Source organism: Helicobacter japonicus, assembly GCF_000762845.2.
In the GTDB taxonomy this organism is placed as follows: domain Bacteria; phylum Campylobacterota; class Campylobacteria; order Campylobacterales; family Helicobacteraceae; genus Helicobacter_C; species Helicobacter_C japonicus.
The window spans coordinates 245,753-260,392 of record NZ_JRMQ02000002.1 but is presented as its reverse complement, the minus strand read 5'-3'; the positions used below and the strand labels follow the sequence as shown (position 1 = coordinate 260,392).

Annotated in this window: 14 protein-coding genes and 1 tRNA gene; 8 read left to right on the top strand and 7 right to left on the bottom strand. The window is 36.1% G+C overall.

The annotated features are described in order from the left end of the window. Nucleotides 1–1,917 carry a dynamin family protein gene (locus tag LS65_RS02900; RefSeq protein ID WP_084707979.1) on the top strand — a complete coding sequence of 639 codons (1,917 nt, stop codon included), beginning with the start codon at nucleotides 1–3 and terminating at the stop codon, nucleotides 1,915–1,917. A 19-nt stretch (nucleotides 1,918–1,936) separates the two neighbouring features. Here the strand turns inward: LS65_RS02900 and LS65_RS02895 are convergent, their stop codons facing one another. From LS65_RS02895 to mobA, 6 genes are all read right to left on the bottom strand, one after another. After that, nucleotides 1,937–2,443, bottom strand: a complete 507-nt coding sequence (locus LS65_RS02895) for a hypothetical protein (RefSeq protein WP_034362646.1) — start codon at nucleotides 2,441–2,443, stop codon at nucleotides 1,937–1,939. Then, nucleotides 2,430–3,323, bottom strand: a complete 894-nt coding sequence (gene lpxC / locus LS65_RS02890) for a UDP-3-O-acyl-N-acetylglucosamine deacetylase (protein WP_034362648.1) — start codon at nucleotides 3,321–3,323, stop codon at nucleotides 2,430–2,432. The genes LS65_RS02895 and lpxC overlap by 14 nt, the downstream gene beginning before the upstream one ends. Beyond that, nucleotides 3,320–3,952 (bottom strand): septum site-determining protein MinC, encoded by a 633-nt coding sequence (locus tag LS65_RS02885; protein WP_034362650.1) that lies wholly within the window; start codon nucleotides 3,950–3,952, stop codon nucleotides 3,320–3,322. Before LS65_RS02885 ends, lpxC begins: the two co-directional genes overlap by 4 nt. Nucleotides 3,953–3,960: 8 nt before the next feature. Further along, nucleotides 3,961–5,331, bottom strand: a complete 1,371-nt coding sequence (locus LS65_RS02880; RefSeq protein ID WP_034363361.1) for a M23 family metallopeptidase — start codon at nucleotides 5,329–5,331, stop codon at nucleotides 3,961–3,963. 111 nt (nucleotides 5,332–5,442) lie between these two features. Further along, nucleotides 5,443–6,564: a flagellar biosynthesis protein FlhB gene (gene flhB / locus LS65_RS02875; RefSeq protein ID WP_034362652.1), complete on the bottom strand. Its 1,122-nt coding sequence runs from the start codon at nucleotides 6,562–6,564 to the stop codon at nucleotides 5,443–5,445. After that, complete coding sequence (gene mobA / locus LS65_RS02870; protein ID WP_034362654.1) at nucleotides 6,565–7,137, bottom strand: molybdenum cofactor guanylyltransferase MobA; 573 nt, start codon at nucleotides 7,135–7,137, stop codon at nucleotides 6,565–6,567. Between the two features lie 337 nt (nucleotides 7,138–7,474). Between mobA and moaA the strand changes: the two genes are divergently transcribed. From moaA to LS65_RS02835, 7 genes are all read left to right on the top strand, one after another. Next, a complete protein-coding gene (gene moaA / locus LS65_RS02865) occupies nucleotides 7,475–8,509 on the top strand; it encodes a GTP 3',8-cyclase MoaA (protein ID WP_034362655.1) in 1,035 nt (344 codons plus the stop codon). A gap of 212 nt (nucleotides 8,510–8,721) precedes the next feature. Beyond that, nucleotides 8,722–9,231 carry a MarR family winged helix-turn-helix transcriptional regulator gene (locus tag LS65_RS02860; protein ID WP_034362658.1) on the top strand — a complete coding sequence of 170 codons (510 nt, stop codon included), beginning with the start codon at nucleotides 8,722–8,724 and terminating at the stop codon, nucleotides 9,229–9,231. Nucleotides 9,232–9,234: 3 nt separating this feature from the next. After that, nucleotides 9,235–9,846: a YceI family protein gene (locus tag LS65_RS02855; protein WP_052061122.1), complete on the top strand. Its 612-nt coding sequence runs from the start codon at nucleotides 9,235–9,237 to the stop codon at nucleotides 9,844–9,846. 192 nt (nucleotides 9,847–10,038) lie between these two features. Beyond that, nucleotides 10,039–10,114: transfer RNA gene (locus tag LS65_RS02850), tRNA-Phe, on the top strand. 100 nt (nucleotides 10,115–10,214) lie between these two features. Continuing rightward, nucleotides 10,215–11,237 (top strand): YeiH family protein, encoded by a 1,023-nt coding sequence (locus tag LS65_RS02845; protein ID WP_034362660.1) that lies wholly within the window; start codon nucleotides 10,215–10,217, stop codon nucleotides 11,235–11,237. 9 nt (nucleotides 11,238–11,246) lie between these two features. After that, complete coding sequence (locus tag LS65_RS02840) at nucleotides 11,247–11,558, top strand: thioredoxin family protein (RefSeq protein WP_034362662.1); 312 nt, start codon at nucleotides 11,247–11,249, stop codon at nucleotides 11,556–11,558. A 159-nt stretch (nucleotides 11,559–11,717) separates the two neighbouring features. Further along, nucleotides 11,718–13,814 carry an LTA synthase family protein gene (locus LS65_RS02835; RefSeq protein WP_052061123.1) on the top strand — a complete coding sequence of 699 codons (2,097 nt, stop codon included), beginning with the start codon at nucleotides 11,718–11,720 and terminating at the stop codon, nucleotides 13,812–13,814. Here LS65_RS02835 and LS65_RS02830 read toward each other — a convergent pair whose 3' ends face one another. Next, nucleotides 13,815–14,579: an SDR family NAD(P)-dependent oxidoreductase gene (locus LS65_RS02830; protein WP_034362663.1), complete on the bottom strand. Its 765-nt coding sequence runs from the start codon at nucleotides 14,577–14,579 to the stop codon at nucleotides 13,815–13,817. It abuts the gene before it with no gap. Between the last annotated feature and the right edge of the window lie 61 nt (nucleotides 14,580–14,640).

Below are 14,640 nucleotides of genomic sequence, written 5' to 3'. Positions count from 1 at the left end.
ATGCAAACAACTTTAAATCATCAACTCACATCGCAAAAAAAAACCCTCTCATCACAAGATACAAAGTCTCAACAATCTTCCACAGATGAAGCAAACATTCTTGAATCTTTCATCACAGAATTTATCCACGCAAAAAATGAGCTTTTACAGGGAAGTAACCCGCTTTATGCATTGATTGATAAAGTCAAATACAGCCTAAGTCAGCTTGCACCCCTAGATTCTAAAACACTTCATACACTAAATGCCCTCACACAAAGCATACAAGAACCAATGAGAGTAGCCATTATCGGGCAATTTAGCAGTGGAAAATCTACCTTTTTAAATGCACTTTTGGGAAAAGAAATCCTCCCTAGCGGCATTACACCAATTACGGCTAAAGTCTGCCATATCACCTATGGCACAGATTATACACTTGAAATTGTCTATAAAAATGGCAATATCGCCACAAAGCCTCTTGCCTACATCAACGAAGTGGGCGAAGCAGAAAATACAAAAATTGCTTTTTACAAGCTTTATGCACCTTTAGCATTGCTTAAAAGCATTAATTTTCTTGATACACCCGGATTCAATTCACTTAATCAAAGTGATACCGATACGACAAATGAAGTGCTTGAAAGTGTTGATGGTATTATTTGGCTCACTCTTATTGATAATGTCGGCAAACAAAGTGAAAAAGATATAATCCTCTCACATATCAAACGTTATGCAAGTAAAAGCCTCTGTGTGCTTAATCAAAAAGATAGGTTGAAAAATCAAGCAGAAATTGACACAAGCCTCTCTTATGCCAAAAAAGCATTTAATGGACTTTTTGAGGAGATTATCGCCATATCAGCAAGAAATGCCCTCCTTGCCCACAATGTGCCAGAGGAGGAAGGACACAGACTTAGAGAAGATTCTCATATAGAATCTGTCATTGCCTTTTTGCAAAATCACATCGCCCCTCAAGCACAAAATGCCAAGCATCACAGCATTTGCACGCAATTACGCACCCTCACACTAAATTATGCACGAGTAAGTCTATATGCTCTGCTCCGCTTTAAGAATCTTGAAAATATCCTCACACACGCACCTTTGCATTTTGTTGAGCAATATCCACAAAGTGCATTTTACACAACTTTTCCTACACTTTTTTATAATGTAGAATCTAAGCTTGATGAGCTCACACAATATATTTATGCTGCGCTTGAGCAAACTCCTAGAGAATTTGTGCGACTTGATAAAAAATTTGGTATCACAACGCAAAGCAAACAAACTAAAAATATTACCACGCTCCCTAGAGAGCGTTTAGGCTTAAGCTTATGTGGGGCAGATTCTACTTTTGCACGTGATTTTATTAAACTTGGATTTGATATAACTGCTATAGGTGAGCGTTTTGATACACTTTTAGAATCCCATATAGCCTATTTACGCGACCTTATCACGCAATGGTATGAATCCTTTCTCCCCTCTTTACAGAACGCACTCTTGCAAAAAAATCTTGATGAAATTATCAATGCTTACGAACATCTCGCACATACGCATAGCGAAAACTTCAAAGCACAACTTATGCTTTTTGCAAAGATTCTTACATTAAATTATCCTCTTTCAATACATTTATGCCTCAATACCATAGCCCTAAAGATTCAAGAAGCACTAGAAAAATACACCAAAGCTCCCGATACTTTGCCACTTTTTAACCCTAGCTTAGAAAATATCCGCGATGAACTCAATCTCGGCTTTCACTTTGGTTTTTTACAAGAACATCTTTTAACGCAACCGCTCCACAAAAAAAGCCTATGGCATTTTGAACACGAAGAAAAAAAATTAGGTGATAAACAAATTGAGAATCTTAGTGCTTACAAAGAGCGATATGAGCAACATTATAAACAACTTAAATCCTTGCTCCACACGCTCAAACATCATAACTTGCAAGATTGATATGTCTTTCATAAAGCCTTTATACTGGAGGTAAAATATAAAGTGGTTGGGCAGGAAGACTAAATGCACTTTTATCAAGAATATGAGGTAAAAAAAATGCCCCTTCTTTCGAATCTTGCGTATTTATTAAATCTTTAACATTTTGTAAGAGTATAATATTATTTTCTGCATCACGATGAAAATAGCTCGTGCCAAAAGCTTTAATATACGCACTATGAGTAAAATAAAAGCTTGAAGTAGCAAAAAGTTTTATGTCATATAAATATTGAAGTGTATGGAGAAAAATATGCGTAAGCTTTAGCGCACTAAAACTCCCTGGACCACTTGCATAATAAATAGCCCTAATTCTTGTATCTTTATAATGAGAATCTTGCTTTTGAGTGGGGAGCAGAGATTCAAAAATATGAGGCAATCCTACTAAAAGTAGTTCATCACTTTGCATAGATTCTACAAGAATATTATCCTCATATATCCCGCAAAGCAGCGGAGAATGCACGCTGACAAGGGCAATGTCAATGTGTTTCATACGCGTATTCTAGACTTTCTTCTTCTACCCTATCTTCAAGACTTACAATTTCGTAGGCTTTTTCATCACTTAAAAGTTGTTTGGTAAGAAGATGGTTAAGCTTATGACTTCCAGCAAAAGACACATAGGTGCCAAGTAATGGCATACCAAGCAATGCCATATCACCAATAGCATCTAAAATTTTATGTCGCACAAATTCTTCTTTATAGCGCAAACCTTCCTTATTAAGAATCCCACTTTCATCAAGCACGATACAATTACTCAAATCGCCACCCTTTGCCAAACCTTTAGAACGCAAATAATTCACTTCGTGCAAGAATCCAAAAGTTCTAGCTCGTGCGATCTCTTCTTTATATGCTTTAGTAGAAAAGATAAATTTATATTGTTGATTGCGGATAGCTGGGTGAGCAAAATCAATGCTAAAATCAAAAATCGTTTTTTCGCTCGGCTCTACGCGCACAAATTTTTTATCCTCTACAATTTCAATAGGTTTTTTAATTGCGATTGCCTTTTTATATGCACTTTGTGCGTGAATTCCTGCCTCTTCAAGAAGCATACAATGCCCTATTGCACTTCCGTCCATTATAGGCACTTCTTCATTATCAAGCAAGATTCTAAGATTATCAATGCCATAGGCGTGGATTGCAGAAAGTAAATGTTCGATTGTAGAAACGCGTGCTTCACCATTAGCAATCACAGTTGCCATAGTCGTATCAATCACATTTTCAGGTTTCAAAGGAATACTCACACCCAAATCACTGCGATAAAACACAATACCACTATGAGGGGCTAATGGCTCAAGCTCCATCTTCACTGGCACACCTTTATGTAGCCCAATGCCTACAATTTCAACTTTATTTTTAATCGTTTTTTGTCTCATGCCAAATCCTTTGTTTCTATATTATCGCCATTTTTAAAAATCATTTTGAATAATGCGTTACTTTGGTTAATCGTGTGTAAAATATCTTGACTAATGATTGTATCTTGAAGCAAAATAGCAGGAGTAAATATTTTATGGCAAATAATAAAATCACCTTGTGCCTCTATGCTCCCGCTACACTCGCCAAAAAGATACAAATTACCCTCTGCCACGATACGCGCACCACTATTCACACGAGATTCTATAACAATATCACCATTATGATGTATCTCCTCCCCACTACGCACAATACGATGTATCCACAATGTGCGCTCAAAGGCATTTTGCTCATATTTAGCCTCATCGCGTGGTGTGTCATTATCTTTTTTAGAATCCTTTACAAGAGCGACAGATTCTTTTTGGAGATAAGATTTCATATCACGCGTAGGCAACTCACCGCTTAAGAGTGCAAAACTTAAATGGTGAGAGTGCAAAAAAGATTCTAATTCCTGTGCTATCTGCCCCCTAAAACCTAGTGTATGGTATTTCAGAAGAGGTAGGTGCTTTGTGATAAAAGCAATACATTCTTGTGTGTCTCTATTTTCTTCAAATTCAAATAAAACAATTTTGCGCTGTCGTGTTTTTATCATACTCCGCCCTATGGTGTAGGTGTGTATTGTGAAAATTCCCGTGCTTTTTGAAGCACATTAATAACATTATTATCAATCCATTTTTGGTCAAGCCATTCACTTAATCTTACAAAATGTCCTTGCACTAAGATTCCAAAATGTAAGTGGTCTCCAAATGCCCAACCTGTTTGCCCTGTATTGCCAAGCTGCTGACCTACGCTTACCTCATCGCCCACATTCAAATTGCTCTCCTGCATATGAGAATAAATCGATGAAACGCCAAAGCCGTGATGAAGGAGCAAGGTATTGCCATAAAGTCCAAGATAACCTCTAAGTAGCACCACTCCTTTATTACTTGCAATAATTGGTGCATTTTTCACACTCGCTACATCAATACCCAAATGTGTTGCCTCGCTTATTTTTTCTTTATTTAAAAAATAAGTGCGATAATCCCCAAATCTCCCTACCAACTTTGAGCCTTTAAGTGGCACAAATGCACGAAAATTCTCATCAATATAGCTTATATTTGAATCTGTGTTACTTGCCTTTAAGATTCTGCTCTCATCTTCATTGCGTATAGTTTCATTAAAAAACACAAAGCGTTCAATATCGCTATCAAACTCTTGTCTATGCTTTTTGTCAATTTGAGCGAGAAGTTCATTTAGCTTACCGCTTAAAAAATCCTCCTTGATTGTAATATTTGACTGATAGTAGGGAATATTAATATTACGTGTAATAGAAATATTATGTTTGGTGGTATTTCCTGCTTTATCTTGAGCAACTACTTGTGCGGTAAAAAATTTATTTTTTAATGGCCAAGCGACTATGCCTACATAAATGTCATCATTGAGATACTTAAAGAGTTTAAAATCATCAGTGCCATTATTAATTGATACTTTATCAAGTGCCATATCCTTAATTTGCACTGCTACGACTGCACTTCCTCCTCGATTAACTTGAAATGATTGTGCGATATTTTTTATCACAGGTGGAACTGTATCTACAATTAAATTTAGCTCGATTTCAGCCGTGTTGCCACTAAAAAAATGTGCGCTACTCCAATCAGTTACTGCAATTTTGTATTGAATCTGTGTGCCATTTTTGAGTGATGTGAAAGCTTGAGGTAAAGGGATTTTTATTGACTTTGGCTTATTTAAAATCACTTCTTTTACATCATTGAGAATCTCGCCATCAAAAATCATTTGCACGCGGTAATCGCGTATGCCACTCTCATCGCTAAATTCTACAAAAATTTCATCTTCAAGATTCCAATGTGTAGGGACACTGCTCATAAGTGTAGGAGCTTTTGTTTCAAAAATAATTGAGCTAAATGTTACAACACATACAACAACAAATATAACTACACCTAGACCCATTGCTACAAGATGCTTATTATTCATACCCCCCCCCCCCGGCAATCTTTTCAAATTTGTTTATTATCATACACTTTTTCCTTCTCAAATAAACCGCGCATTATAGCACAAAGTGTTGATTTTATATGCTTCACCATTTTATCTTTTTCCTGCGGATTCTTGAGCTTTCCTAATTGTATCACTTAATGTCATCTTGCCTTCAAGTGCATCAAGTTCTGCGATTTCTTGAAGCACCTGCACCACCGCACCAAAGAACTCTGGTGGCACACTTTGATTCAAATCAAGCTGTTGATAGAGTGCGCGAGCAAGTGGAGGATTTTCAACAATGCGAATCCCATATTCCCGTGCTATGGCTTTAATACGAATAGCAAGTTCATCAATACCTTTTGCTACAAGGACAGGTGGGATTCTACGCTCCGTCTCTTTCTCGCTATATCGCAATGCTACCGCATAATGTGTAGGATTTGTAATCACAACAGATGCAGAAGGAATTTCTTGCATCATACGACTTTGAGCAAGTTTTTGCTGCATTCTGCGAATTTTCGCTTTAATTTCAGGACTTTGCTCATATTGTTTGTATTCATCTTTGACTTCTTTAATGCTCATTTTGAGGCTTTTTGTGTATTGGTATTTTTTGATGAGATAATCACTCACTGCCATAATGAAAAATACAATAAGAAGCACCCCGATGAGAATGAGTGCCTTTTCCCTAAACCATAGAATCTGCACATAAAGCCCTGACATCGACACGCTTGATAATTCATCAAAAAAACTGACAAATACTGCAAATCCCACAATAAAAGCTATAAACACCTTAAGTGTAATCATAAAACCATCAAGAATTTTCTTAAGCGAAATCACATTTTTGACACCGCTAATGGGATTAATCTTAGAAAGTTTAGGCTTAATCGCCTTTGGAGAGAGCAAAAGCCCAAATTGTGCGATATTAGCAAGAATTCCTGTAAGCACCAACGCGATAAAAAGCGGGGCAAGCATAACAAAGACCTCAAACACAATGCTTAGCATAAGATTCCCTAGCATTTTGCTATCGACTTCAATATTCATTAAATCATTAACATACAAAAAGATTTTTTCACTTCCCTGCACCCAAAAAGGTATAAGGAAAAACATAAGTCCTAGCCCCACAAGTAAAACAAAAAAACCCACAAACTCTGGACTTTTGCTTACATTGCCTTCTTCTCTCGCTTTTTGAATCTTATGCGCACTCGGGGCTTGGGTCTTCTCCTCATCGTCTGCCATTTATTTCGCTCCTAATCTTAAAAGCTCTAGAGCACGCGCATAATCCTCTTGTGTATTGATATTAAAACATTCCTCATTAGAAGCAGACACGCTTGTGTGCTGATGAGATTGTATAATTTGATAAATGGTATAAATTTTAGATTTACGCGCCCAAACAAGCGTATCAAGTAAAGAAATATGCCATTTTGAAATAAGATAATGTGCTTTGTCCTCACTTTGTGCATAAGTAATAGGCGCATCTGAATCTACAAGCTGACGCAAAGTCTCTCCACGCACAAAAGGTGTATCTACGCTAATAAAGAGTATTTCTTGAGTTTTAAGCTTCTCAAAGGCATTTATCATTCCTATAATAGGTGCATAAATGCGACTTCTTTCAACTAAAAATGGGGCATCAAAGGTAAATTTCTTTCTGTCTTTAGTGCTAATATATACCTTTTCACATATTTTGCTTAAGCGCGTAAATACCCACTGACTTAGATTCTCTTCTCCAAAAGCAACCTGCGTTTTATCCTCTCCCAAACGCGAACTTCTACCTCCGGCTAAAATCACGCACGGAATCATTATTTTTTGCATTAAGGCTCACTCCTAATTTCAATGGCAAAATTCTACAACAGATTCTAACAACAATTTGTCTTTTTTGTTTAATTGCTCTTGTATCATTTTCTTCGATATTACCCCCTCAAATCATCTTAACACAACACATTTTCCTCGCGCTCCATTTACCAATACATAAATCCATTACACTCTTTCATTCATATTTAAGAATCCTACTTGCATTACATTTTGGATTTAAAATAATATGTTTTTTAATATATAACAATCTCTATTTTTATCACATATTGTAACTTATTTTTGTATAATCCTGATTTCTTTAAAATTAAATTTACATCTTCAAGATTTTGGAAGGGCAATGCTTATAGATTCTTTTTCTCGCACCATTGATTATATGCGCGTCTCTGTAACTAAATCGTGCAATTTTCGCTGCCAATATTGTATGCCTGATACGCCGGAATCTTTCGTAGATGAGAATGCACTTCCTCTCCCTAAAATGCTTGAGTTTATTAAACTTGCCATTGATAATGGTATCAAAAAAATCCGCATTACAGGTGGTGAGCCACTCTTGAGGGCAGATTTAAGTGAATTTATTGCTCAAATTTATCAATATGCTCCTCATATTGAGCTCACACTTACAAGCAATGCTTTCTTACTTGAAAAGTATGCCAAAGAACTTAAAGATGCGGGACTTTCGCGTATTAATATTTCTTTAGATTCACTCAGAAATGAGCGCATAAAGCTTATTTCTAAACGCGATGCCTTGCCACAAATCCTAAGAGGCATTCACAAGGCAGCGACTCTTGGACTTGGTATTAAACTCAATATGGTGCCAATTCAGGGTATAAATGATGATGAAATTTTAGATATGCTGCATTTTGCTTACAAAAATAGCTTTGGCATTCGATTCATTGAGTTTATGGAAAATATCCACGCAAAAAATGGTTTAAAGGGTTTGAGGAGGGCAGAGATTCTTAGTATTATCAATGCTCAATATCCTACGCGAGAAGAAAAAAAAGAATGCTTTGGTCCTGCCAAACTTTATAGCATTACCCACGCGGACTTTGCCACAGATTTAAACACACAAAAGGCTACTCTTAATGGAAATTCTATAAACCCTAAACCTTTTATATTTGGCATTATCTCTCCACACGAAGATGATTTTTGTGAAAGTTGTAATCGTATCCGCCTAACAAGCGATGGTGTGATTTGTCCTTGCTTGTATTATCAAGAAAGTGTAAATCTTAAAGATGCCATTATGCAAAATGATAAAGAAAATATGCAAAAGCTTTTGGAACTCTCTGTGCGTAATAAGCCTGAAAAAAATCAATGGGAACAGGAAATGACGCAACAAAACCACTCTACACGCGCTTTTTACTACACCGGCGGATAAACTTTATCAACCTATGATTTCTTGACAAGCTAAAAGCAAATCTGATTCTAGCTGCACTCAGGACATACGAGAATAGTATTGCTTAACTCCACCAATAATTTATCTTTTCTTACACAATATGCTTAAAAATATTTTTACTCTTGATTTGATTATAATTTTTCATTATAATAATTTTTAATTACTATACTTAAAAAATATTATAAGGAGAAATGATGAAAGAGAATCGTTCAAAAAAAGATTTTTCAACCACTTCAAAACAAAATGATAAAGATGAAACTTACGACATTTATGAAAATATTGGCTTTCTCGCTACAAAGCTTAGGGAGAGATTATCACAAGAATTTGATAAACGTGTAGTTCCACTAGGGCTCATACACAAAGAAGCAGGAATTTTATGGATATGCTCACAACAAGATTGCTCTCAAGTCGAGCTATGCGAGTTTGCTTTGAGCGATAAAAACTATGTGCGTATGTATATTGATGATTTAGAATCTAAAGGCTTAGTGCAACGCAAACAAAATCCAGCAAATAGGCGTGAGAATCTCATTTCTCTCACTCCTAAAGGCAAAGAATGGGCTAAACAAACATACCAAATAATGAAGGAGGTGCATAATGACTTACTTTTAGAATACATAAGCAAAGAAGAGATGAAAAAGCTTCATAAGATACTTTACAAGGCGGTCATAGGACTTAGAGAGAAAGAACAAATGTTGAAAGGATAGTTTATGTTTAGACAAAATACGCGGCACAAAGGATATATGCAAGGTGGCTTTGAAAAATTGCTTTATAGCCTCATTTTTGGGATATTGCTTATAAGCATATCTACAACACAAGCTTATAGTGCGCCATCTCAAAGCAATGGTGCTTTTACAATCAAGCAAGATTCACATATTGGCTTTAAGGCAACAAAGTTTGGATTCATATCTGTTGATGGAGTTTTTAAAGACTTTAGTGGAGACTTAAAACTTGATAATGATAATATCTTGAGTCTTAGGGGTGAAGTAAAAGCAGCTTCTGTTTTTACTGATAATAAAAAACGAGACACTCATTTATTGGAATCTGATTTCTTAGATGTTAATCTTTATCCAACGAGCCATTTTGTAATGACCCGCTACGAGATGGTTGATAACACCAATAAAGACAGCATTAAAGGCAAAATATATGGGGAACTTAGCTTACACGGAACAACATTGCCAATCGTGCTTAACTCTCTGCTTAATCTCAATACACTTGAACTGACATTAGAAGGAGAAATCAATATTAAAAATTTTGGTATTATAGGCTCAAAGATGAATAGCGACACAATAGAGCTACATATCAAAACCTTGTGGAAATAGGATTCTTGCTCAAAATCTCAAAAATTATAGAATCTTGCCTTTAATAAGGCTTATATATTGGCAAGATTCTATAATGTCTTGCTTTGGTGTTATTTATAAATACTTACGCAAAGCAACCTATTATGTTCAAACTTATAAGTAATTTAAGCCAATTTTTAAGCGCATTAAGTTATAATCCGCATTTCTTTTTGTGGCTCGATAGCTCAGTCGGTAGAGCAGGAGACTGAAAATCTCCGTGTCGGTGGTTCGATTCCGCCTCGAGCCACCACTTTTTATTCTATTTATTCCCACTTTTGATTTACTAAACCCATACAAAGATTACCTATTATTGCACCACAAATCAAACATATAAAAATCAAAGGACATATATGACTTATAAATATCAAGGCTTTACATATGGTATGATTATTCTTAGTGTAATAAGCGCGTTAGCAATGTTTATCTCCGCCACACTCACACCTTTTCTCTCTCCACTCATTGTCGGAATCTTACTTGGTGCAGCATTATCTCCATTTTATCCTCGCCTTGAATCTGCTTATAATATACAAAGTGGTGTTACCTTTGGAGCAAAAAAGCTCTTAAGAGCGGGAATTATCCTCTATGGCTCATATATCACATTTGGTGAGATTGCAAAGCTTGGACTTAATGGTTTTCTCATTTCCCTTATCGTAGTTGTTGTAGTATTTTTGTGTGCTATTGTTATTGGCAAAATGCTCAAACTTGATAATGAGATTAGCCTTCTTGTAGGTATTGGAAGTGCAGTATGTGGTGCAGCAGCAATTCTCGCTTTAGAATCTACTCTTAAAACTCACCCGAGCAAAAGCTCTGTTGCACTCGGCTTCATTGTTATTTTTGGACTTATTGGTATGATACTCTTGCCTGTGGTGTATTATAGTGGTGCATTGCCCTTAAACGACTATCAATGGGGGATATTTATTGGGGCAAGTCTGCACGAAGTGGCAAATGTCGTTGGTGCGGCAGCTGTCTCTCCAGAATCTCAAAATGTCGCAATCATCGTTAAAATGACACGTGTGGTGCTACTTGTGCCACTTTTACTTGTCATATCTTATGTAATGTTTAAAAGCGCACAAAAACAATTAGAACATACAAGCAACCCAGATTCTAAGCAAAATGCGCTGTATATTCCTTATTTTGCCTTTGGTTTTCTTGCTGTGATTGGGCTTAATTCGTGGATTGACTTTCCACCTATTATCATAGAATCTGCACAATTTGCCTCAAAATTACTTCTTGTTTTTGCAATGGTAGCCTTGGGATTGCAAATTGATTGGCAAAAATTTATCTCTTTTGGAGCAAAGACATTTGTCCTTGCGTTAATTTTATTCATTATCCTTATGGTCGGCACTTACGCCTTAGTATATTTTATGTTTTAAGGAGAAACAATGATAGAAAATTTAACAACCACAGAATTTGATGAAAAAATTAAAAATGGCTATGTAGTGGTAGATTTTAGCGCACCTTGGTGTCCTGATTGTAGGCATATTGACCCTATGCTTGAAAATTTGATTGCAGAATTTAAACAAGTGCATTTTTACAAGGTAAGTTTTGACACAGAGATTGGATTAAAAGACAAACTCAATATCCGAAAGATTCCTACATTAATTTTCTATAAAGATGGTAAAGAAATGGGCGAAAGACTAATTGAACCTCGCTCAATAGATGCTATTAGAAATGCAATCAATGCACTCTTATAGTTTTTAATTCCGCATTTTGCAATATCTTAATCTTCATTCTTTTACAAGCACACTTTTTAGGCTTAAAAGGAGTGCTTGTAGCCTAATCACATAGCTTTAAAACAGGTTAAATAACTCAATATATAATAAACACTTTTAACAATCTTTAAGGGACATTGAATGATTACCAAAAATACACGAATCTATTTAAAATTTCTCTTATTTTTATGGCTTACAGCAATTGCTATGCGTATTGGCTTTTTGTTATGGCAATGGGAGAGTTTGGTAGCTTTTTCTTGGGCTGACATAGCAAAAGCTTTCTACATTGGTATTCGTTTTGATGGTCGCATTGCAACATTAATATCTCTCCCCCTACTTATATGCCTTTTCATACCATTTTTTGGAAGATTCTTTGATAGAGTGTGTCCATTTTTAATTGCTTTTTATGCTATTGTGTTTATTGCGTTTATGCTTATTTATATTGCTGATTTTGCCCATTATGCGTATTTACACTCACGACTTAATTTTTCAGCTATTGCATTATTGGAAGATACGAAAGAAGCTTTAGGAATGGTTTGGCAAACATATCCTGTCATAAAGCTTTCAGCTTTACTTATTATCATTGTCGCTCTTTTAATCTTTGGAAGCAAGAAGATTCTCAAAAAATGGCAGCCTACTTCAAGCACAATACCACAAAAGATTGTATCAGGTGCGACTACCTTATGCATAATTGCTCTTTTATTATGGGGGCAATATAGCATTGTTTATTTCCCATTACGCTGGAGTGAAGCATATTTTTCCGGCAAAAATGAAATCACGGCATTAGGACTTAATCCTATACAGAATCTTGCCGATACGCGTCCTAAAGACTCTTTTGTTGATAACACACAACAAGCGCGTGAAGCCTATGCAAATGCTACAAAATATCTTGGCATCAAAAATCCTAACGCACAATCCTTGCGCTATGATCGCTTTTTAGAATCTAGCAACAAAACAAATAAGCCAAATATCGTTATTATCGTTATTGAATCAATGAGCACTCACAAAACTTCATTTTATTTTGATGAGCTAGATTCTACACGCTTTCTCTATAATCTCGCGCAAGAGTCGCTTTACTTTCCAAATTATTATGCCTCAGCGCGCACCACTGCAAGAGGAATGTTTTCTATTATAACAGGAATACCTGATGTAAATGAATATTTTAAAACAAGCTCTCGCGACCCTTATGCAGCAGACCAACATCTTATATGGGATAATTTTGATGATTATACAAAGATTTATATGCTTGGTGGCAACGCAAATTGGGCAAATATCCGCGGCGTGATAAGCAATAATGTCTCTAATGTAAAAATATACGAAGAGGGATATTGGAAATCGCCTAGACTTGATGTGTGGGGGGTTTCAGATAAAGATCTTTTGCAAGAAGCGAACATGCTCCTTGAAGAGCAAAAAGAGCCATTTATAAGCCTTATTCAACTTGCAAGTTTTCACTCTCCTTTCACCGTTCCGGATGATTTACCTGATTTTGATTACACAATCCCTGATGATAAATTTCTAAAAAAATATGGCTTTAGTGAGTTTGATGCTAAAGAATATCTTTCTATGAAGTTTTGCGATTACGCACTAAAAAAATATTTTGAAGTTGCCAAAAAATCGCGCTATTATGAAAATACGATATTTTTTATCACAGGTGATCACGGAATGTCGCAAATATCACCATCTGTTGGGAAAAATTATTCAAGTATGAGCTTACACGAATTTCAAGTGCCACTCATTATTCACTCTCCTAAATACTTTCCTCAAGGCAAAATAATGCCCCAAGCGGGAGGACATACAGATATTTTTCCAACAGCAGCAGCGTTAGCAGGTGTGAGAATCCAAAATACAACAATGGGAAGAGATTTGCTTGACCCATCTTTTGGTGATGACCGCTTTATCTTTATCCGCCGATTGAATAGACCACCATTGCTTGTAAGTAATGAATTTTGCTACTCTAATGAATATGACGAGGCAGGTGGTGGAATGCTTTATAAGCGAGAAATGCGACCTATGGGGGAGAAACTAGGAGATAGCCTCAAGGCGAATAATGTCTTTCTTCAGGCGGAATATTTTACAGATTGGCAACCTGTAAAAGATGAAGATTCAGCATTTTCGTCAAAACTTAAACAACTCAATGAAGATTTATGGCAAACAGCCCTCTATATGCTTCATCACAACACAAAAGCTGCCGCCAAAAAAGCCCTAGATGATTTTGAAAACAAAACAGGGGAGCATTAATCACAGCTTCCCCATAATGTTTATTACCTTTACAAGCACATCTTTTAGGACTAAGGGCAAAATATTATAGAATCTTGCACCTAATGCTAACCACCAAGGAAAGGCATAAAATCTCTTTTGCTTTTTAATTGCTTTGTATATTTTTTCACTTGCTTTTTGCACGCTCATCTGTGGAATAAGCTGATTAAGATGTTGTGTAAGTGGTGTTTTTATAAAACCTGGACAAATTGTAGTGATACGCACATCTTTTTGATTAATACTTAGACTTTCGGCTAAACTCTTTACAAACTGCTTTGAAGCACTATAACTTGGTGCATTTGGCAATGCGAGCAAGGCGGCGATGGAACTTATAAAGACCAAATGTCCTTTTAGTCCCAAAACTTTCTCTTGTTTTTGAAACGATTCTAAAGCATAGAATGTATTATAAGCCACACCCATTGCATTTGTATGGCATATCTCAAAATGCTTTTTTATATTTTCATCTTCACCCACTGCAACACCAGCATTCAAAATCAATACATCAAGATGATGAACAAATATCATCTCGCACCACCGCTTAGATTCTAGCCTATCAGCCACATCAAAGCTGTGAATCTCTACTTTTACATTCGGGTTTAATGCTAAAATTGCTTCTTTTGTTTCTTCTAAACGTATCACATTGCGCCCAGCAATATATATGTGCGTGGATTCTCTAGCAAAACATAAAGCCAACTCCCTGCCTATACCACTACTTGCCCCTGTAATTGCCACACAAAATGTATCCATTTTTATCCCCCTTTAAGAAGCAACATATAACTATTATAGCAAATATGCTACAATCGCATTT